Source organism: Chitinilyticum litopenaei DSM 21440 (assembly GCF_000428145.1).
Classification (GTDB): domain Bacteria; phylum Pseudomonadota; class Gammaproteobacteria; order Burkholderiales; family Chitinibacteraceae; genus Chitinilyticum; species Chitinilyticum litopenaei.
Genome location: NZ_ATZJ01000001.1, coordinates 248,968 through 269,593 on the forward strand (window position 1 = coordinate 248,968; position 20,626 = coordinate 269,593).

Here is a 20,626-nt window from a genome sequence, read left to right on the forward strand (position 1 = left end):
TCACCCTTTTTCCGTCATGGCAGCTAGGTGATTGCTCAGCTTGCGTGCACGTGCGAGCCAGGTGTAATCAAGCACAAGTGCTCTGGCCTGTTCCGCCAGCACGCTGGCCAGTGAGGAATTCGTTTGCAGCTGGCGGATGGCTGTTGCCAGTGCACCGGGATTTTCTGCCTCGAACAGATAGCCGCTTAGCTTGTGCTGCAAAACCTCGCGAATCGAGGGCAGATCGGCCGCGATGACCGGTTTGCCCATGGCCATGTATTCGAACAGCTTCAGTGGCGAAGTGTACCGACTGCCAATGCTGGTTTTCGACAGCGGCAAAATGCAGACATCATGTTTGGCAATCAGCGCGAACCGCTCGGCAGGCGGGATAGGCCCCAGAAAGTGCACGCGATCCTGGCAGCCTAGCGCATTGCATTCCTGCCGCAGTTCGGCGATACGCGGCTCGTTGCCGCCTGCAATATTCAGCATGGCGCCTTCGACCTGCGACATTGCGGCAAGCAGGGTCGAGATACCTTTCCACGGATGCAGGCTGCCCAGATACAGCAGTTGCAGAGGCGAATGCGGCTGCCATGCTTCGTCGCGCCAGCAAGTATTGGCTGCCGTCAGATCGACACCGTCGGGCAAGACATGGCAGGCCCGTATCGGGCCATAAGTGGCAGCAATGTCGTCGCACAACATTGAGGTCAGACCGAAAACAGCACGAGCCTGGCGGTACACCCGCTGTTCCCGTTGACGCAGCTTGCGATATTTGTAGCGTTTGAGCAGACCCATCACAGGGTGTTCTTCCAGATAGGTCTGAGCGAATACCTCATGGGTTTCAAAAAACAGCGGAGTCTTGATGCCCCGCGACAGCAGCCAGTCCGCCAGCTTCAGGTTGCGAACATAGATGCCATCCACCGGGTGCTTCGCCAGCCAGCGCCAGACTTGCCAGAAGAAGAGTTTCTGGCTGTTGATCGGGAAATACCATTGACGGCGGTGATCACGCAGACCGTGGCGGGTTACACGCGGGTGCAGCGGCCTGGCCAGAATGGCTGCCGGATCAAGCATGGCGCGAGGAGTGACCAGTTCGACATCCAGTCCGGCTTCGGCAAAGGCGTCGACATTCTGCAGGATCTGCAGTGATTCAACGGTATGGCCGGGCACGCCTTGTGGATCAATGTAGGCTAGCCGCATCGTTGCTCCAGTATGGTCAGCAGGCGTTCGGCAGATTGCTGCCAGGTGTAACGGTCGACAATGCGCTTGCGTGCCCACCGGCCCATGCGTAGTGCCTGCTCGGGCTGCTGCTGCAAGGTCAGGATGGCATGAGCCAGTGCGCTGGCGCTGCCCGGAGTGACCAGCAGACCGGACTGTTCTTCATTGCCGATGACCTCGGGAATACCACCAATGTGGCTGCCGATCACCGGAATGCCACACGCCATCGCTTCGGCGATAGTGATGCCAAAGGCTTCGTCGCCAATGCTTGGAAAGACTCCTGCATCAGAGGCCGCATAATAGGCTGGCAGGTCGGCGTGTTTTACCGGGCCGTGGAAGATCACCTGTTCCTGCAGATTAAGGCGCGCGCTTAATGCTTTCAGTGACATTTCCGCGTCGCCGCTGCCGATGATCAGCAAGCGGATGTCTTTGCGCCCGGTTTGTGCCAGTGCCTCGATGGCAATCCGCAAGCCTTTCCAGCCGACCAGTCGCCCGGCAAAGGCCAGCAGGAAATCCTGTGAGGTGATACCTAGCTGTCGTCGCATTGCGGTGGAATCGCCCGGTTGGAAGTGTGCGATATCGACGCCGTTATAGATGACTTCCGGAAAGCGTTTGTAGTGATGCTGGATTTGCCAGGCATTGAAATGGCTGCAGGCCACCCAAGCCTCAATGCGTTTGGCCAGCAGTCGGTCGCCCCGAAAAAAATCGGTGCCACCACTCATGAAGCAGAAACGTGTCCGTGATCGTTTGGGCATCAGCCACGGCCAGAAAAAATCGAAGGGCTTGGTCAGAATCAGCCAGTCGAAGTCCAGCTCAGTCACTGTTTTGCGGGCATTTCTGGCCAGTGACAGGCGCTCGATGATGCGCCGGAAGCGACTCCCCAGATTCGGAACCTGCTCACGCGGGGTAAACGCAAACCGGTGAATGGTGATGGCTCTGCCGCCCAGATCCGGGGAAATGTTTCCTTTGCCGCCAAAGACATGCACGTCATGTCCCAGGTCATGCAACGCCATTGCCAGTTGCCAGACTGCCGTCTGCACACCGCCGAACGACACGGTTGCGGTGACATCGATAAAGCCGATTTTCATGCCAGTTGCCCTAGGGATTCGTCCAGCATCAGAAGCTGCAGTATTTTTTCCGCCTGCCGCTCGTTGCCGGCGAGGTAGTCTGCGGTAAAGCGTTCAACTGCAGCAGCATCGAGTAGCCCTTGGCTATGGCGATGCAGGCGCTCGCCGAGGCCCGCGTAGCGTTCGCGGAGGTCCTCTCTTAACCAATTGGCAAGCGGCGGGTTGAAGCCCTTTTTCTTGCCATGCAGCGGATTCAGTCCGTTGGGCAGATCGCGCAGAAGCGGAGCAAGTGCTGATTTGGGCGGTGTGGTAAAGCGATCTGTGTTTGGCAGCGCCAGAACCCGACGGACAAAATGATGGTCCAGCAAGGGAGCTCGCCCCTCCTGTCCGTGTGCCATGGTGACGAGGTCAGCCTTGCGCAGGATGTATTCCGGGAGATAATTGTCCAGATCAAGTTCAAGCAGCTGCTCCAGCGCAGAGCCTCTGATGGGTGTTTCGCGCCAGTAGTGCGCATCTGGAGCCACGGTTGGCAGCAGCGCGGCCCTTTGCTGCGGGGTAAATCCCGAGAAACGCAGGGAGTAGGACTCCAGCCAGCCCAGGCTGGCCTCAACTGCCAGCTTGTTGCGCCCGAGCACATCTGCATGCCAGGGAAAAGGAAGGCGCAAATTCCCGCGCCAGGCTTTGCGTAGATGCTGCCGGTAGCGTTTATACCCAGCGAACAGCTCATCACCACCATCTCCGCAGAGTACAACCTTGACTGTTTTGCTGGCTTCACGAGCCAGATACCACATTGGCAAGGCTGATGGGTCGGCAAATGGCTCGTCCAGTGAGGCGATAATGTCTGGAAAATCGGCCGCGATGCGGTTGGGAATGACAATGCGTTCGTTGCGCAGACCGTAGTGTCGGGCAATGGCCGCCGCACCGTCGGCTTCATCCATGGCGCTGTTGGCAAATGACGCCGTAAACGTACTGAGTGATTGATGTCCGGTGCTGGCCAACAGGCTGGCAATCAACGCGGAGTCCATGCCGCTGGAGAGAAACACCCCCAGTGGCCGGTCGGCAATCGTTCGCAAGTCGACTGCTTTTGTGAGCTCTGCCCGAAAATCACCCGGCTCAGGCTCACTGAACCAATATCGCCTTTTCTCCAGCGTGCGCTGACCCAGTGAGTACTTCAGGTAATGCCCGTTTTCCAGCCGCTTCAGGCCTGTGAAAATCGTGCGCGGGGCCGGGATGTAGCGGTGAGCCAGGTAGGCGGCGAGCCCCTCCGGGTCGATCTTGCGCTCTGGAAGAAATGGAAGCACCGCCCGGACCAGCGAACCAAAAGCCAGATCCCCATCTTGGCCGTGCCGGTAAAGCAGTGGCTTGAGCCCCATCCGGTCTCGTGCCAGCCACACGGTGCGTGTTCGCCAGTCCAGAATCGCCAGAGCAAACATGCCGCGCAGGCGTGGCAGCAGTGCTTCAAAGCCCCAGTGCTCATAAGCGTGCAGGATGAATTCGGTATCCGAGCGGGTTTGGAAGGTATAACCAGCCTGCAGGAGTTCGCGAGCGTCTTCTTCCCAGCCATAGACCTCACCGTTGTAGCAAATCCAGATCGAGCCATCGGCGTTGGCCATCGGCTGGTCGGCTTCCGGGCGGGGGTCGCGAATCGAGAGGCGCGTATGCAGCAGTCCGTGACAGGCAGAGTTTTCATCACTGCGCGAGCCATTATCCTGCCAGCCGACAAAGTGACGGGCATCGGGGCCGCGTTGTGCCAGAGCGGCAAATACGGCCTCCAGGGCGGAGGGTGCGAGTGGCGATTGACCAAAAAAGCCGGCAACTCCGCACATTATTGCACCCCTTTCGGCATGAGGAACTGGATTGCCTTCCAGACGTCTTCGACTGGAATGTCGGCCATGCGGGCTTCCCGGTTCAGGCTGTGGTCGGGATGTTCGATCACCCGGAGCGCGGGATGTTGCTGCGGAGCAAGATAGCGCCCGGGGTGTGCACTATGGTAGAGCGCCACCATCGGAATCTGGAGTGCGCCGGCCAGATGGGTCGGGCCGGTATCGACGCCGACATACAGGCCCAGCCTTGCCATCAGTGCGGCACTGTGCCGGAAGGGGTAGCTGCCAGCAATCGATATGACATGGTTATTCGGATATTGTTGCGCCAACCGGCTAGCCAGCTCCCGGCTTTCCGGACCACCTAGCAGCAGGATGGGCCAGTCAGGGTAGTGCTGTTGCAGCAGGTCGATCAGTGTTCTGAAATGCGCTATTGGCCAATCACGGTACGCCTTGGAAGGAAAGCTCTGTAGTTGCAGTCCGATGATTTGTCCGCTCTGCAGATGGTGTGTGGCCAGCCAGGCATCTGACCAAGAAAATTCCTGCGGCGATACCTGATAGCCCAGCCGCCAGTCGCTGATGGACAGGTCCAGCGCTTGTGCGAGCAGCGCGCGTTCTTGTGCAGCCGGCATCAGCTCGGCTGGTGGCGTAATCCAATGCAGATGCTTGGTCGATTTCTCTCTGCCGAAAGCATAGACGTCATGTGCGACCCGACGGGCAAAGCGAATCAAGGGCATGTCGTTGCCATAAACCAGCGCCGTATCGTACTGGCGCGGCAGCAGCCACCCACGCATTTGGGCGGCGCGTTTGCTGATCCCGGCCAGCCGGTCGATTTCTGGCAAGCCCTTCAGTATTTCCAGTCTTTTGGGGTGAGCCAGTACGTCCAGCGTGCAGTCTGGATAACGTTGCTTCAGGGCGCGGAGCACCGGCGTTGCCAGCAGGGAATCGCCGTAGCGGGCAACAATGATGACGAGAAAGCGCCGCTTCATCGGGAAATGGCATCCCTGAAAATGGTTTCCATGCGGTCAAGCATGTGTTCACTGCCGAAACGTTGCCTTGCCCGGGCCAGCCCGGCTTCTCCGAACTGTGTACGTCGCGTTGGGTCTGACATGAAGCGTGCCAGAGCAGCTTCGAGTTCAACGGCATTTTCAGGGGGCACCAGCACGCCGGTCACGCCGTCAATAACGGCCTCCGCAATGGCCCCCACCGGAGTGCTGACCACCGGCAATCCGCAGGCCATCGCCTGCATGATGCTTTGGGGCACCCCTTCGCTGCCGTAGGACGGCAAGGTAAACAGATCCATTGCTGACAGCCATTCGGGAACATTGTCCTGGTTGCCGCAGAAATGCACGTTCGTCCAGCCAGCCTCACTCACACGGCGCGCCAGATTGTTTCGCTGCGGGCCATCACCAACCAGCAGCAGCTGCCAATCAGGGAAGCGCTGGCACAGATTGCTCCAGGCATCGAGCAGATAACTATGGCCTTTCCAGTTGCGCAGGGTGGCCAGAATGCCCAGCGTTGGGCGCTCGGGTAGTCGCAGCTTGGCGCGCATGGCTTGCCGGTCATGCGGCTGGTAATAATCCAGATCAATGCCGGTTGGAACCGAGGTCATCCGGTCCAGAGGAAAGCCGTTATCCTGATGCAGTGTGCGGCGCAGTTGTTCGCCAGTGGTGGCAATATGGGCAGTGGCAGACAGGTAGAGCCAGTTGGTCCCCGGTCTGCGACCCACAGGCGTTGACACATGGCGCGTGCGCACCACCGGCGGCATTCCGTAAACCGTGAGGCCAGCCAGCGCGATCAGCCAGGCGTCGGTCGAGCTGTGCGTGTTGATCACGTCGAAATCCTGTGCGTGCCGGGCCAGATACTGGCGCATGGCCCACAGGCTCCACGGGCGCTTCTTGAAAATCGGCAGCTCGACCACCGGAATGCCACGCTGTTTGGCGGCTTTGGCGATGTTCGAATCCGGGCAGGCAAGAATGGTCGCGGCGTGGCCGCGCGCGATCATGCCGGCGGCTTCCGTCAGGATGCGGATTTCCTGGCCGCCCCAGCCGCAGGAGGATTCGGTGTGCAGGATGCGCAGCGCGCGCGGCTTCGCCGGAGTGTGGCTCATGCTTCGGATTCCGTAGTCAGCAGGCGCGCGTACAGGGCTTCCAGCTCCTGTCCCATGCGCTCCAGGGTAAAGGGTTTGGCGGTCGCACGCGCGTTGGCGCGCAGATTCGGCCAGTCTGCTTTGTGCGCCAGCCAGTCGCTGATTGCTGCTGCATAGCCGTCAACATCCAGCGCATCGCGGACCCAGCCGTTCTCGCCTTCCGCAATCCATTCCGCCGCGCCACACATCGTGCTGGTGAACACCGGCAGTCCGCAGGCCAGCGCTTCGACGCAGACATTCGGGAAGGGATCGTACAGCGTCGGCAAAATGAGCGCATCGGCGGCACCATAAACCGGCTTCACATCGTTGACCGCGCCGAGGAAACGCACACGTTCGCTCACGCCCAGTGCTGCTGCCTGCTGTTCGTAGCGCTTGCGAGCCTTGTCGTGCCCGGCAACAACAATGTATACATCTTCAGCCCTTGCAATAACTTGCAAGCAGACTGATACCCCCTTGCGCTCATAGCCGGATCCCACGTAGGCCAGCAGCGGCGCATGTTGCGGAATGCCCCAGGCCTGGCGCTGGATATAACGGTATTTTTCCGCCACCTTCGGGCTGAAGGCCCCGGTATCGACGCCGTTGTAGATCACGCACAGCTTCTCATCCGGCACATGGAAACCGCTGGAAATCTGCTGTTTCACCAGTTTCGAGTTGCAGATCACCATTTTGAGCTTCGGGTCGGCAAACATCGCGACTTCCGCCGCCAGAATGTGGCGGTGAAAGGGGCTGTAGCCGCGTAGCCGGTTGGCCAGCGGCGTCTGAGTACGGGCGTACTGTTCGAGCCACACGGCATGCACACCGTCGCCGGCGCGGAAAATGTCGCAGCCGGGAATGCGCTCGTGGCTTTGCACCAGATTGAAACGGTGGAATTGCTGCTGCGCCGCGCGGGCAAAGGCTTTTTCGCGCCAGGCTCGGCCCAGATGGAAGGGGCGCAGCTTTTCGCAGTGCCAGTTGCCACCGTCTTCCCAGCTGCGCGCCAGCAGCGTCACATCGAGTGCCTGCCGCTGGTTCAGCGCCTGCAGCGCACGGGTGACAAAGCGCTCGGCGCCGCCGTGCGGGTTGTATTTCTGCCGGACAATCGCGAGACGGATCATCGACCCACCTCCGCGAGCAGCTCATCCAGTGCTGCCAGTACACGTTCTGGCACGATGGCGGTGAGGCAATCGCTGACCTTGCCGCCGCCGCAACCGTCCTGGCCGCAGGGACGGCAGGGGAAATCGGCGGTGAGCAGGCGATGCGGCACCTGCCAGGGTCCCCATTCGATATTGCCGGACGGGCCGAACAGCGCCACCGTCGGGGTCTGCTGCGCAGCAGCCAGATGCATGGGCACCGAATCAACGCCGACAAACGCTTTCGCCGCGCCGATCAGCGCGCCGAGTTCTTTCAGGTTCAGCTGGCCTGAGAGATCGAGCGCCACCGGGCGTACGAGCGCGGCGTTCAGTTGTGCAACCCAGTCCATTTCCGCCTTGGCCGGCGCGGCCGACAGCACCACCTGCTCGCCACGCGCGGTCAGCGCATCAATCAGTGCCGCCATATGCGCTACTGGCCAGGTCTTGAACAGCCAGCGCGAGGTCGGGTGGATCAGGATGAAGCGTTTGGCTTCGACGCCGGCTGCGGCCAGTTTCTGTGCGACGCTGGCATCCGCCGCTTCACCGGCGACAAATTGCAGCGCCTTTTTGACTGGCTGAATGCCGATGCGGCGCAGTGCGTCGAGGTGCATTTCCACCGTGTGGCGGGTATTGCCGCGCGGAATCGGGAACAGGTGGGTAAAGGATTTCTTCCAGGCACGCTCGGCCCACTTGCTCTCGCGCTGCGCCTTCGGGGCGACCGACAGCGCCGGCTTCAGCCAGCGGGCTAGCCGCGCACCGTGCCAGTGATCGGTGAGATTCACGATCAGATCGTACTGGCTGCCTTTCAGCGTCTGGAACAGCGGCCACCAGCGCTTGAGTTGCGCCAGCGGGTTCAGCGTGCGCCAGTCGCGGCCGATGGTGTGCAATTGGCTCAGTCCCGGATGCAGGCTGAGCATCTCGCGCGTGTCGTGGTACACCAGTGCGTCGATCTCGGCCTCGGGGTATTGAGCTGCAAGTTCCGCGATTACTGGGCTGGCGAGCAATACGTCACCGTGGTGGCGCAGCTTGATCACCAGCGCGCGCTTCACCTGCGGGCGCGGCAGCGGGCTGGCGACGATGAGGCGCTCAGACACCGTAGAAATCCTTGAACCAGACCACAAAGCGGCGCAGGCCCTCGTCGATATTGATCGGATTCACTTCGCCGATGACGCGGGTGAGCGCCGTGGTGTCGGCGGCCGTTTCCAGCACGTCGCCGTCCTGCATCGGCAGGAAGCGCTTGTCAGCCTCGCGGCCAAGATGCTTTTCCAGCGTGCCGATGAAATCCATCAGGTTCACCGGATTGCTGCCGCCGATATTCAGGATGCGATACGGCGCCCAGCTGCTGCCGTTGGCCGGTTTTAACAGGTTGAAATTTGGGTTGTTCTGCGGCGGCAAGGGCAGCAAACGCACGATGCCTTCGACGATGTCGTCGATGTAGGTGAAGTCGCGGCGCATCTGGCCGTGGTTGAACACGTCGATGGTTTCGCCGCGCATGATCTTCTGCGCGAAGCTGAAATAGGCCATGTCCGGCCGGCCCCAGGGGCCGTAGACGGTAAAGAAGCGCAAGCCGGTCACCGGCAGGCCGTAGAGGTGCGCGTAGGCGTGCGCCATGCCTTCGTTGGCCTTCTTGGTCGCGGCGTAGAAGCTCACCGGATGGTCGGTCGGGTCGGTCTCGGCAAAGGGCAGCTTGCGGTTGCCGCCGTACACGCTCGACGAGCTGGCAAAAATCAGATGGCCGACCTTGCCATGGCGGCAGCCTTCGAGAATCTGGGTGAAGCCGGTGAGGTTGGACGCGCTGTACGCCAGCGGCTGCTGCAGCGAATAGCGCACACCGGCCTGCGCGGCAAGATGCACGACCGCGTCGAAACCGCCGTCGCGGATCAGCGTTTGCGTCGCGGTATCGGCCACGTCTTGCCGGATGAAACGGTAGTTGGCCTGACCCTCGAGCCGCGCCAGCCGCGCGGCTTTCAATGCCGGGTCATAGTAATCGTTGCAGTTGTCGATGCCCGTGATGCTGTGACCCAGCGCCAGCAGGCGCTCGCACAGGTGCATGCCAATAAAGCCGGCGCTGCCGGTCACCAGAATGTTCATGGGCTACCCTATCTCGGTAGGGCGGCTTGTGCCGCCCGCTGCAAATCGCCGATTATATCAGCTTGCTCTGTTGATACCGCGTTTGCCGAACTATGACCACCCCTACACTGGGCGTCGCCCTGATTACCAAAAATGCCGCGTTGCGGCTGGATGAATGCCTCGCCTCGCTCGGTTTTGCCGATGAGGTGGTGCTGCTCGATTCCGGCAGCACCGACGAGACGCTGTCGATCGCCGAGCGCCATGGCGTGAAGATTCACCAAAGCGCCGACTGGCCGGGTTTCGGCATCCAGAAAAACCGCGCGGTCGCACTGCTGGAAACCGACTGGATCTTCCTGATCGACGCCGACGAAGTGGTTTCCAGGGAACTCGCCGCCAGCATCGTCGCGGCGATCGGTAATCCGCAGGCCGACGTGTACGAGCTCAACCGCCTCTCCTCATTCTGCGGCCACTGGATGCGCCATTCCGGCTGGTATCCGGACTGGATCGCACGGCTGTTCAAGCGCGGCAGCGCGCGCTTTTCCGAGGATCTGGTGCACGAAAGCCTGCGCTTTGCCGGCCGCGCGGCGCGGCTGGATGGCGAGCTGCTGCACTACTCGTACGAGAGCTACAGCGACGTGCTCAGGAAACTCGAACACTACTCCAGCCTCGGCGCGCAGCAGCGCCTTGCGCGCGGCGAAAGCGCCAGCGTCGGCAAGGCGGTGACGCGCGGGCTGTGGGCCTTTCTGCGCACCTACTTCCTGCGGCTGGGTTTTCTCGATGGCAGGGCGGGGCTGATGGTGGCGATCTTCAATGCCGAGACGGTGTATTACCGCTTTCTGAAGATGCAGATAAGGTGACCGTGTGGCACAAGCGCGGTAGGTACGAATAGCGAAGCGTATTCGTACAACATCGCGCATCCGGAGGATTACGCTTTGCTAATCGCCCCTACTCCGGCTGTCGCCAAAGCTGCCCGTTGAACAGGCGCCGCTGATTAATTTGAACCGCGTTCCGGTGCGCAACCCCCTGCGGGATTTGCGCACCCTAGCTTGATTCATTGCAGGGTATTGACCTGTAGCCTTTTCAAACAAGGGGCTGCATAGCCATACCTCGCATTTTTCTTACTTGCCCTGCTTCAGCTCGGCTTCGATCTCGGCGATGCGGTTCTTGAGTTCGACAACGAAGATCGCCAGTTCGGCGGCGATGGCTTCCTGTACGTCGACATCGGGCGGCAGCTGCTTTTGCAGCTCGGCGGTCGATTCGGGCGCGGCCAGCGCCATCACCAGGCTCAGCAGCGTGGCGGTGTCTTCACGGTCGAAATACGGTGTCCAGACGTCTTCGGCAAACAGGTGCATGCCGATCACGAAACCGAGGCTCCAGCCGCTGCAATCCGGTTTGCCGTTTTCATCGAAATACAGCACCGGGTCGAATTGCTCGACGGCTTCCTCGGCATTCAGCGCCTCGGCGGTTTCGTTGTAAAGCCGCAGGATCAGTGCGGTGATGACTTCCGATTCGGCCTGTGACTGGAATTTCGGCGGTGCATCCGGACCGCTGACGCGCGGCATCCAGTTCTGCGGATGCAGCTGTACCGGCGAAATCAGGATGGCGGTCAGAAAGCCGTGCAGCATGCTGACATCCAGGCCGTCCTGGTCCTGGTGGCGGGCAAGGAACTGGTCGAGCTGATCGAGTTCGGCTTCGGTGAGGGCGGGGCTGGCGGTGTTGGTCATGCTGGCATTCCTGGGCGGGTGGCGCGCTTGCCACGAATCGCCACAGGATACCGGCAAAGTGCGGAGCCGGCCAATCGCGTGCAGGGCAGCCCCGCCATGCTTGCCGGATGCTTTGTCGCCAATGCTCGTCAATACCCGTATTGACTTGCGCTTGGCTTCGCGCCCGGCTAGTTGGCGGGGCTGCGTAAAAACTAATCAAATCTCAACAGAGCCTGGGCGTTGTCCGCAATGGCAAGCGCACAAATGGCATGGCGATTGCTTTCGTTTGCTGACCCAATTGCGACGGAGCTGGTCAATATGAGCTTTGCCATCAGCAACGAGCTGCCAGCCTGGCGGCGCTATTACAGGGCCCGGCCGGATGAGGCCTTTTTTGCCGGCTTTCAGCAAGCCCTGCAGCAGGCCGCGTCCGGCGATGTTGCCGCGGCCCGCGCTGCGCTGGGGCCGGTGCAGGCCTTGCACGACGACTCGGTGGGTCGGCCGGCCGAGCAGCAATTGCGCTTTGCCAGCCTGTTGAACAAGGCCTACCAGGCCAATGGCCTGCAGGCGGCAAAAGCCTACCTGCAAAACCTGCCGCCGGCGGATCTGGCCGTGCTGCAGGAGGCGCACAGTCTGGCGGAGCCGATCAATGTCGCGTCGCTCAGCGAGGAAGGTGCGGCCAACCTGCTCTTGCCGGCGGGCTATGGCGTCGATCTGGATGGTGACCAGTTCTTCGACGTTGGCCTGGCCCGCACCGGCAGCTTCCCGCCGCAGGACGCGCCGGCCGGATTCGTCCAGGCCTGGGAGCAGGCGACGACGGGGCTGGACGAGGGCGATCTGCTGCAGCATGTGTTTACGATGCAGCTGAGCTTCTCCAGCATCAATCTCGAAACCGGGCGCACCACGCTGCGAGCCGATCGTCCAAGCAGCGAGCTGGCCAGCTACCGGGACAGCGTCGGCAATATTCTGGCGATGCTCGAACGTGATCGCCATACCCTGCCGGCGGGCCAGTACGAGCGCGAGGCGCCGTTCTATCGCAGGCTGCAGGCCTTGCTGGCCGCGGCCTGAGGATTACTTGTCCTGCTTCACCGGGCGCTGCCAGTTGGCCAGCGTTACCTGCTTTGCGCGTGCAACGGTCAGCTGGCCGGCCGGCGCGTCCTTGCTGATCACCGAGCCCGCGCCGGTGGTTGCGCCGTCGCCCAGCGTCACCGGGGCGACGAGGCAGTTGTTCGAGCCGACGAAGACATCGTTGCCGATGACGGTCCGGAACTTGTTCACGCCGTCGTAATTGCAGGTGATGGTGCCCGCGCCGATATTGCTGCCGCTGCCGATGGTCGCATCGCCGATGTAGCTGAGGTGGTTGACCTTGCTGCCGCTGCCGACGCTGGCCTTTTTCACCTCGACGAAATTGCCGATGTGCACGCCGTCCGCCAGCTCGGCGCCGGGGCGCAGCCGCGCGTAGGGGCCGATCAGGCTGCCCGCGCCGACGCTGGCGTCTTCCAGATGGCAGAAGGGATGGATGATGGCGTTGTCGGCGATCATCACGTTTTTCAGCACGCAGTTCGCGCCGATCTGCACATTATTGCCCAGCGTCACCTCGCCTTCGAACACGCAGTTGACGTCGATGCTGACGTCCATGCCGTGCGTAAGTATGCCGCGCAGATCAAAGCGCGACAGATCACGCAGTGTGATCCCTGCCTTCATCAGCGCGACGGCCTGATTGTGCTGGTGGATGCGCTCAAGCGTTGCCAGCTGCAGCTTGTTGTTGACACCCTCGGCCTCCCAGTGATCCTGCGGGTGGACGGTGGCGATTTCGATGCCATCACGCACGGCCAGGGCGATCAGGTCGGTGGCGTAGTACTCGCCCTGCGCGTTGTCGTTCTTCAGCTCGGCCAGCCAGCCGGCCAGCTTCGCGGTGGGCAGGGCAAGGATGCCGGTGTTCATTTCGCGGATCGCCGCTTCTTCCGGCGTCGCATCCTTCTGCTCGACGATGTGCGTCACGCGGCCTTCAGCATTGCGGACAATGCGGCCGTAGCCGGTGGCGTCATCCAGTACGTCGGTGAGAATGCCGAGCTTGCCGCCGTCGACCGCCGCCAGCAGCGCCTTGAGCGTGGTCAGTCGTGTCAATGGCACGTCGCCGTAGAGCATCAGCGTGGTGTCGCCCTGCACATGCGGCAGCGCCTGCGCGAGCGCGTGGCCGGTGCCCAGCTGCTCGGCCTGCAGCGCCCAGGCGAGGTCATTCTGGCCGGCAAATTCCTGCAGCACCGCCTCGCCGCCGAAACCGTAGACAACGGTGAGCTGGCGCGGCGCGAGCTGGCGCGCGGTGTCGATCACATGACCCAGCAGCGGTTTGCCGGCGATGCGGTGCAGCACTTTCGGCAGGCTGGAGTACATGCGCGTGCCGCGGCCGGCGGCGAGGATGACGACGTCGAGACTCATGACGGAAAGAATCCGGAGGAATGAATGCGGCGCATTTTAGCGCAATTGCTGGCGATTCCGGGCGGGTGTAATACCTACACGAGTTGTGCGGCCATTGGGCAGCGTCAGTTTTCGCGCCTACAATGAAAGGCACTGATTTCATTGCCGAGCAAGAAGGGAAAACCATGACGATTTCAATGCGCGTCATTCTGATTGCCTGCCTCGTTTCCGCGCTGGGTCTGGTGGCCGTGCTGCTCACCAGCAACGCCGGCCTGGAGGCCTGGCTCATTGCCCTGGCCACGCTGGTGGCGCTGGCCGCACTGCTGGGCTGGCAGGTCGCCCGCGCCCTGCGCCCCTATGCCGCACTGGAGTCGGCACTGGACGAGCTGGGTCGCGGCAGCGGCAATCTGGACCTGCGCCTGCCCGATGCGGAGAACAACAAGCTGGCGCGCGATTTCAACGGTTTCCTGGCGATGATGCAGGGCATCTTTCGCGATGTGCAGCGCGAAATGGAAGGCCTGGCGCTGGGCCTGCACGAGCTGACCGCCGTCACGGGGCAGATGACCAAGGACACGCGCACGCAGTCCGATTATTCCTCCTCGTCGGCGGCGACCATCGAGGAAATCACCGTCAGCATCTCGCACATTGCCGGCAATGCCAGCGACATGGATGCGGTGGTCGGCGAAACCGAGCAGCTCTCGAGCGAAAGCGCGTCCAGCGTGGGCCGCGTGGCCGAAGAGGTCGAGCGCGTCGCCGATTCCATGCAACTGCTGGGCAAGACCATGGATGAGCTGTCGCGCAGCTCGCAGGAAATCAGCGGCATCGTCGGCGTGATCAAGGACATTGCCGACCAGACCAATCTGCTGGCGCTGAACGCCGCCATCGAAGCCGCACGCGCCGGCGAACAGGGCCGCGGCTTTGCCGTGGTGGCCGATGAAGTGCGCAAGCTGGCCGAGCGCACCAGCCAGGCTACCGTGGAAATTGCCCGTCGCATCGAAACCGTCGGCACCGAAACCGCCCATGCCATGACCAGCATGAAAAAGACGGCCGAGCAGGTCAGCGCCGGTGTCGAGCGCGCCAATGAGGCGCGCAGCGCGATTCTCGGCATCCGCGACCGCATGGGGCAGGTGGTGGGCCTGGTGCGCGAGATTGCCGGTGCCACGCGCGAGCAATCGGAAGCGACCACCTCGATTGCCCACACCGCCGAGCAGATCGACACGATGACGCAGGCCACCGATGCCGCGCTGAATCATGCCAGCAAGAGCCTGAAGGGCATCGACGAGCGTGCCGGCAAGCTGCTGGAAATCGTCGGCCGCTTCAAGCTGGCCGATGTGGAAGTGCTGCACTGGTGGACGGCCGCCGGCGAAGCTCGGGCCGTTTCGGAAATCAAGACCCGCCTCAATGCCATGGGCCACCACTGGATGGACGTGCATGGCGTGGGCGACCCGATGGCCTCGCTGAAAACGCGCGTCGACAGCGGCAATGCGCCGACTGCGGCGGCCATTGGCGGTGTGAAGATCCAGAACTGGGCGAAGATGGGCGTCTGCGCCGACCTGACCCCGCTGGCCTCCGAGCAGCAATGGTCGCGCATCCTGCCGGCAGTGCTCGACAAGATGATGCAGGCCGATGGCCGCTATGTTGCCGTGCCGCTGGGGGTGGCGCGCACCAACATGATGTGGGTGAATGCCACGCTGGTGAACCGCGTCGGCGTGCGCCAGGCGCCCAGCGACTGGAACAGTTTCTTCGCGCTGTGTGAAAAGCTCAAGCAGGCCGGCATTCCGGCCATCGCGCACAGCGAGCAGAGCTGGCAGGTCGCCACCGTGTTCGAGGCGCTGGCACTGGGCCTGGGCGGCGCGCAATTCTATCTGGCCGCCTTCAGCAAGCTCGACCCCTCGGCGCTGACCGGGCAGACGATGATCCGCGCGCTGGAAACGCTCAAGCAGCTCAAGCCCTACTGTACGGTGGATGCCGTCGGGCGCGACTGGAATCTGGCCACCGCCGATGTCATCACCGGACGCGCCGCCTTCCAGATCATGGGCGACTGGTCCAAGGCCGAGTTTGCGCAGGCCGGCAAGGTACAGGGACAGGATTACTACTGCTGGCCGACCCCGACGCCGAATGGCGAATACAGCTTCGCCGCCGATACGCTGACCATGTTCCGCCAGGCCAATGCCAAGCTCGAAGCCGCCCAGCGCGACTTTGCCTCGCTCTTGATGAGCAAGGAGGGCCAGGAGGCGTTCAACTTCCACAAGGGCAACATCCCGGCGCGCACCGATGCCGACCTGTCGCGCTTCGACGACTATGCCCGCCAGTCGGCGCGCGATTTTGCACAGGCCGCCGAGAAACAGGTGCTGGTGCCATCCTGGGCGCACAATATGGCCGTGCAGGACAATGTGCGCGGTGGCTGGTTCGACGTGATCGGCCAGTACTGGGGCAGCGAGATGAGCGCGACCGAAGCCGCCCGCCGCATGGCCGAGGTGGCCCGGCGCTAGAATCGCGGTTGTGGCGGCAAATTGTCATGAAAAAGCCAGCGGGTATATGCCCGCCGGCTTTTTTGTGCTTAGGTTTTCGGCCTATACCTGCCGCAAGAGTTGCTTGTGGCGGCGCTCGCTTTAGTGGGCGCGGTAGGGGCTGATGGTGAAGATCCGGCTCATCGGCTCGGCACTGCCGGAACCGAACCAGCGATCAAAGATCTTGGCCGCCTCACCGGCTTTTTCCATGTCGACCAGTGCAGCATCGACTGCCGCGCGCAATTCCTTTTCATTCTTGCGCAGGCCAACGCCGATGATTTTGACGCTCAGGGCAAAATCGGACACTTCGTACTGGTCGCGCACACTGATCGGCAGTCGGGCCTGAAAGCTTGCCAGTACCGGGCCGTCGGCCACTGCGCCATCGATCTTGTTTTCCAGCAGCGCCTTGACGATTTCCGGCTTGTCTTCAAACTCGCTCAGCTTGGCTTGCGGATAATTCTTGCGCAGCATCTTGGCCGTGCTGGACGTGGCCGTTGCACCGAGTCGGGCGCTTGCGAGGTCGGAGTCCTGTTTGAACCGTCCCTTTTTCGCCAGTACTTTGTCCTCAGTGACAAAGTAACCGATGCTGAAATCGATTTCCTTTTCGCGATCACGGGTACGTGTCAGATCGGCGACCACCATATCGACCTGCTCCTGCTTCAGTGCCGGAATCCGGTCGTCGGATTCAAGCGTGATGAAGGTGGGCTTGACGCCCAATCTGCGCGCGATGCCCTGCGCAAATTCAATATCGTAGCCGCGCAAGACACGGGTTTTCGGGTCCAGTTGTGAAAACGGCGGGGAAGAATCCTTTACCCCGATCAGGATCTCGCCTTTTTTCTTGATGGACTCGAGATCGTTGGTGTTCGCATTGGCGAGAGAGGTAATGGCAAGCAAGCTTGCCAGCAGCAATTGGCGCATGTTGGTGATCCAGGCTTGGGCGTGTGGGCAGTAAAGGGGCTGGCGCTGCCAGTCGAATTCGAAGGCTGCGCCATGCCGGCAAGAGGGAAACTGGGCAGAGCCTAGCGAGCAGCCCGGGGTTTTGCAGGGCTGCACCAGGCGGATTTCTGCTGCAAGCCTGTTCCCGAACTGGTCGGGAGCAGGCTCGTTGGACTACGGCTGCTAAGGCTTAGTCGTTCAGTTCCAGCTCGAAGCGGAAGAATTCGCTGGTGCCATTGTCATTGTCGCTGACCAGCACGCCTTCGATTTCATCGGTATCGGCTTCGGTTATTGCGATCGATTCAAGCTTGGTAATCACAGCCTGGCCCTTGCGGGTCAGCAGAACCGAGCTCGGGGCCAGGTCGATAGTCTGACCGGGCACGAAGCTGTCGAGCGGAATCAGGCCAACGAAGCTGCCCAGAATCGCGCCATCGTTATAGGCATCGCCGGTGGCTTCCACCGAAGCGGTGTAAACCAGGCTGTTTGCTTGCGGCCAGAAATCACCACCGGACAGCCCGGCTTCAAAGTTGCTGATGCGCGGCAGGCTGACCTTGAACACATCCAGCTTGCTGACTTGTTCCAGCTTGCCTTGCATGTAGGCAATGAATTCGGCCTGGTCCAGACGGAAAATCAGGTTGCTGCCCGAGTTGCCGCGGTTGAACACGTAAGCGTGGCCGCCGGCGGTGGCCAGACCTTCGATGTTCAGGGTTTCTTCGCCGCTGAAGCCGCTGGCTGCGTACAGTTGCGCGTACAGCGGCTTGAGGTTGCGTTCCAGCTTGGTCTGCTGGTCAGCCGACAGCATGTAGCCCCATTCGCGGACATCAGCCTTGCTGCCCGAGCCCAGCACGATGCGCCAGTATTGCTTGCCAATACGCACCTGGGTCATGGCTTCGTAGTCCGGCTTGATCTTTTTCGGGATGCGGCCGTTGGCCTCAACCGGGTAATCCTTGATCAGCTGCTTGCCAGTGATCTGGAATTGGCGGTTCAGCTCGAACAGCCACGGCGAATCATCGCCGACGGCAAACAGCGAGCGGCCGCGCGCGCTCAGGCCAGATGCGGAGGGCAGGTCGGCATTCAGAACCGCCGGACTGATCTCCAGTTTGGGAGACGCATAGGCGGAGGCCATCAGCACGGCAGTTAGTGCGGGCAGCAAAATCGGTTTCATCATGGCAGTACGCTCACAAAGGGTATGAACAGGGAAACATTGCGCACCTTGTTTGCTGCGTGAGGTTCATTCCTGATGAAATGCCCATCCGTCAGTCTGTTAGGTCAATATATTTCACTTTTGTTACATGAAAAGTCAAGTTTTCGGCGTGGTTTTTTGCTTGGTAGTCAGTGGTGTTGATGCCAGTCTTCCGAAAGACTGACGATGCTGTGCGCAAGGCCTACCGTACGGCGCTTGTGAAAGCGCGCAAGGCCGCAAGGCTGGCTGAATGATGGCAGCCTGGAAGACAAGTTCAGAGGCAGGCATGGATTTGCCTGGCTTGCCGGTAATCAGTGACCGGCAACGACCATATTGTCGCGGTGGATCAGTTCGGGCTCGTCGATATAGCCCAGCGCCGCTTCGATCTGCCCGGTGGGCAGACGCAGGATGCGCCGCGTTTCCGCCGCGCTGTAGTTGATCAGCCCACGGGCGATTTCGCGGCCGTCGGTGTCGACGCAGGCGACGACCTCGCCGCGCAGGAATTCACCCTCGACGGCGGTGACACCGATGGGCAGCAGGCTGGAGCCGGCCTGCTTGACCGCGCGGATCGCACCGGCATCGAGCACCACGCGCCCGGCGAGCTGCAGGTGATCGGCGATCCACTGCTTTTTTGCCGCCAGCGGCGAGGTGTCGGCGGTGAGCTGCGTGCCGATGCGCTCGCCCGCGGCCAGGCGGGTCAGCACGTTTGCCTCGCGGCCGCAGGCGATGATGGTTGCCGCGCCGCTGCGCGCCGCGCGTTTGGCGGCGACGATCTTGGTGTACATGCCGCCGGTGCCGACGCTCGACCCCGCGCCGCCGGCCATGATTTCCAGCTGCGGGTCGCCGGCGATGGCGTCCTGCACCAGCGTGGCGGCCGGATCGCGGCGCGGGTCGGCGGTGAAGAGGCCGGTCTGGTCGGTAAGGATGATCAGCGCGTCGCCTTCGATCAGGTTTGTCACCAGCGCACCCAGCGTGTCGTTGTCGCCGAACTTGATTTCGGCGGTGACCACGGTGTCGTTCTCGTTGATGATGGGAATGACGCCGAGATTGAGCAGCGTCAGCAGCGTCGAGCGCGCGTTCAGGTAACGGGTGCGGTCGCGCAGGTCTTCGTGCGTGAGCAGCACCTGCGCGGTATTCAGATTGTGCTGGCGAAACGCCTTTTCGTAGGCTTCGCACAGGCCCATCTGGCCCACGGCGGCGGCGGCCTGTTTTTCGTGGATGGCGGTGGGTTTTTGCGACCAGCCCAGCCGCGCCACGCCCTCGGCGACCGCGCCGGAGCTGACCAGCACCACCTGCTTGCCCTGCTGCATCAGCTGGGCGATTTCGCTGGCCCAGCGCGCCAGCGCGTGCGCATCCAGCCCCTTGCCGTCATTGGTGACGAGGCTGGAGCCGACCTTGACGACGATGCGGTGGGCGGACTGGATCAGGCTGGGCGACATGGCGGATTTCCGGCAAAACGGGGTAGGAGAAGGCGGCCCGCTTCGAGCAACGGGCGACACCTGGCTGGTCGATGGTGCGGGCATTATATCGCGACGCTTGCCGACCGACGGCATTGCCAATACATTCCCTTGTATTGGCTCAAAGCCCTCGTCCTGTATTGGCCGGGTGGCTATACCCGTGGGGCTGTTGCCGATCCCGACCGGGCTTGATGCCCGGCAAACCGCGTGTCGCAATTCTTTCCTACACTCGTGCGCATGGAAACCGTCAAAACCCTTCCCGAACTGCCGCTGACCGAAGTGCTTGATCTGGCGCTGCAGGCTGGCCTGCTGGTGCACCTCTCCGGCGGCGACACGGCGCGCGCGGCTTCGACCATGCACCGCAGCGCGCTGGCGCTGGGCGCGGTGCGCGCCGATACCGTGGTCTCCTCGCTGAACATCGGCCTGACCATCGAGCGCGGCACCGAGCGCGAAACGGCGTTTCGCCGCGCGCCGCATGTCGGCGCCAATTTCACCAACCTCAGCGACATCGAGCGCTGCCTCGAGGCGCTGGAAGACGGCCAGCTCTCCGCCGACGCCTTTCGTGAAGGCCTGGCAGCCATCGCCCGGCACAAGCCGCATTACCCGCGCTGGCTGATGGCCATTCTGATCGGCGTGTCCTGCGGCGCCTTTGCCGCGCTGTTTGGCGGCGACGCCGGCGCGGTGCTGATCACCACGCTGGGTGCGGGACTGGGGGTGGCGGTGCGCTTCGTGCTGCTGGCGCGCGGCTTCAAGCCCGTGCTGTTCGCGATTGCCGCCAGCTTTGTTGCACTGCTGGTCGTCGGTCTGCTGCAGCGTTTCACCGCGACGCCGGACGCCGCGCTGGCCGCCTCGGTACTGTTTCTGATTCCCGGCGTACCGCTGATCAATGGTGCATCCGACATGCTGGTCGCCAATTACCTGAACGGCATGGTGCGCCTGACCATGAGCGCGATGATCGTGCTGGGCATCGCCATCGGCGTCAGCGTCGCGCTGCGCTTTCTGAGCTGAGGGAATCG

At 62.0% G+C, this 20,626-nt stretch carries 17 protein-coding genes; 4 read left to right on the forward strand and 13 right to left on the reverse strand.

Annotated features, from left to right (window positions below; genetic code table 11):
* From C515_RS0101255 to C515_RS0101290, 8 genes are read right to left on the reverse strand one after another with little or no spacing between them, the layout of a single operon-like run.
* Complete coding sequence (locus tag C515_RS0101255; protein ID WP_028454043.1) at window positions 1-1,173, reverse strand: glycosyltransferase family 4 protein; 1,173 nt, start codon at window positions 1,171-1,173, stop codon at window positions 1-3.
* Window positions 1,164-2,279 (reverse strand): glycosyltransferase family 4 protein, encoded by a 1,116-nt coding sequence (locus C515_RS0101260; protein ID WP_028454044.1) that lies wholly within the window; start codon window positions 2,277-2,279, stop codon window positions 1,164-1,166. Before C515_RS0101260 ends, C515_RS0101255 begins: the two co-directional genes overlap by 10 nt.
* Window positions 2,276-4,084, reverse strand: a complete 1,809-nt coding sequence (asnB, locus tag C515_RS0101265; RefSeq protein WP_028454045.1) for an asparagine synthase (glutamine-hydrolyzing) — start codon at window positions 4,082-4,084, stop codon at window positions 2,276-2,278. The genes C515_RS0101260 and asnB overlap by 4 nt, the downstream gene beginning before the upstream one ends.
* Window positions 4,084-5,067 carry a glycosyltransferase family 9 protein gene (locus tag C515_RS0101270; RefSeq protein WP_028454046.1) on the reverse strand — a complete coding sequence of 328 codons (984 nt, stop codon included), beginning with the start codon at window positions 5,065-5,067 and terminating at the stop codon, window positions 4,084-4,086. Before C515_RS0101270 ends, asnB begins: the two co-directional genes overlap by 1 nt.
* Window positions 5,064-6,188 (reverse strand): glycosyltransferase family 4 protein, encoded by a 1,125-nt coding sequence (locus C515_RS0101275; RefSeq protein ID WP_043647610.1) that lies wholly within the window; start codon window positions 6,186-6,188, stop codon window positions 5,064-5,066. The genes C515_RS0101270 and C515_RS0101275 overlap by 4 nt, the downstream gene beginning before the upstream one ends.
* A complete protein-coding gene (locus C515_RS0101280; protein WP_043647612.1) occupies window positions 6,185-7,321 on the reverse strand; it encodes a glycosyltransferase family 4 protein in 1,137 nt (378 codons plus the stop codon). The genes C515_RS0101275 and C515_RS0101280 overlap by 4 nt, the downstream gene beginning before the upstream one ends.
* Window positions 7,318-8,430 carry a putative lipopolysaccharide heptosyltransferase III gene (gene rfaQ, locus C515_RS0101285; RefSeq protein WP_245574968.1) on the reverse strand — a complete coding sequence of 371 codons (1,113 nt, stop codon included), beginning with the start codon at window positions 8,428-8,430 and terminating at the stop codon, window positions 7,318-7,320. The genes C515_RS0101280 and rfaQ overlap by 4 nt, the downstream gene beginning before the upstream one ends.
* Complete coding sequence (locus tag C515_RS0101290) at window positions 8,423-9,427, reverse strand: NAD-dependent epimerase (RefSeq protein ID WP_028454050.1); 1,005 nt, start codon at window positions 9,425-9,427, stop codon at window positions 8,423-8,425. Before C515_RS0101290 ends, rfaQ begins: the two co-directional genes overlap by 8 nt.
* A 92-nt stretch (window positions 9,428-9,519) precedes the next feature.
* Here C515_RS0101290 and C515_RS0101295 point away from each other — a divergent pair, with 92 nt between their 5' ends.
* A complete protein-coding gene (locus C515_RS0101295; protein ID WP_028454051.1) occupies window positions 9,520-10,263 on the forward strand; it encodes a glycosyltransferase family 2 protein in 744 nt (247 codons plus the stop codon).
* A 261-nt stretch (window positions 10,264-10,524) separates the two neighbouring features.
* Here the strand turns inward: C515_RS0101295 and C515_RS22120 are convergent, their stop codons facing one another.
* On the reverse strand, window positions 10,525-11,130 hold the full coding sequence (locus C515_RS22120) for a UPF0149 family protein (RefSeq protein ID WP_051304495.1): 606 nt from the start codon (window positions 11,128-11,130) through the stop codon (window positions 10,525-10,527).
* 297 nt (window positions 11,131-11,427) lie between these two features.
* Here C515_RS22120 and C515_RS22125 point away from each other — a divergent pair, with 297 nt between their 5' ends.
* Window positions 11,428-12,174 carry a hypothetical protein gene (locus C515_RS22125; RefSeq protein ID WP_051304496.1) on the forward strand — a complete coding sequence of 249 codons (747 nt, stop codon included), beginning with the start codon at window positions 11,428-11,430 and terminating at the stop codon, window positions 12,172-12,174.
* A gap of 3 nt (window positions 12,175-12,177) precedes the next feature.
* On the opposite strand, the gene glmU is transcribed toward C515_RS22125, so the two are convergent.
* Window positions 12,178-13,545 carry a bifunctional UDP-N-acetylglucosamine diphosphorylase/glucosamine-1-phosphate N-acetyltransferase GlmU gene (gene glmU, locus C515_RS0101310; RefSeq protein ID WP_043647614.1) on the reverse strand — a complete coding sequence of 456 codons (1,368 nt, stop codon included), beginning with the start codon at window positions 13,543-13,545 and terminating at the stop codon, window positions 12,178-12,180.
* Window positions 13,546-13,709: 164 nt separating this feature from the next.
* Between glmU and C515_RS22130 the strand changes: the two genes are divergently transcribed.
* Window positions 13,710-16,016: an extracellular solute-binding protein gene (locus C515_RS22130; RefSeq protein WP_158380758.1), complete on the forward strand. Its 2,307-nt coding sequence runs from the start codon at window positions 13,710-13,712 to the stop codon at window positions 16,014-16,016.
* Window positions 16,017-16,136: 120 nt separating this feature from the next.
* Here C515_RS22130 and C515_RS0101320 read toward each other — a convergent pair whose 3' ends face one another.
* From C515_RS0101320 to proB, 3 genes are all read right to left on the reverse strand, one after another.
* Window positions 16,137-16,952, reverse strand: a complete 816-nt coding sequence (locus C515_RS0101320; protein ID WP_028454053.1) for a transporter substrate-binding domain-containing protein — start codon at window positions 16,950-16,952, stop codon at window positions 16,137-16,139.
* A gap of 208 nt (window positions 16,953-17,160) precedes the next feature.
* A complete protein-coding gene (locus C515_RS0101325; protein ID WP_211233953.1) occupies window positions 17,161-18,138 on the reverse strand; it encodes a DUF6929 family protein in 978 nt (325 codons plus the stop codon).
* Between the two features lie 326 nt (window positions 18,139-18,464).
* Window positions 18,465-19,592, reverse strand: a complete 1,128-nt coding sequence (gene proB, locus C515_RS0101330; RefSeq protein WP_028454055.1) for a glutamate 5-kinase — start codon at window positions 19,590-19,592, stop codon at window positions 18,465-18,467.
* A gap of 225 nt (window positions 19,593-19,817) precedes the next feature.
* On the opposite strand from proB, the gene C515_RS0101335 reads away from it, so the two are divergent.
* Window positions 19,818-20,618 (forward strand): threonine/serine exporter family protein, encoded by an 801-nt coding sequence (locus C515_RS0101335; protein WP_043647616.1) that lies wholly within the window; start codon window positions 19,818-19,820, stop codon window positions 20,616-20,618.
* Window positions 20,619-20,626 lie beyond the last annotated feature (8 nt).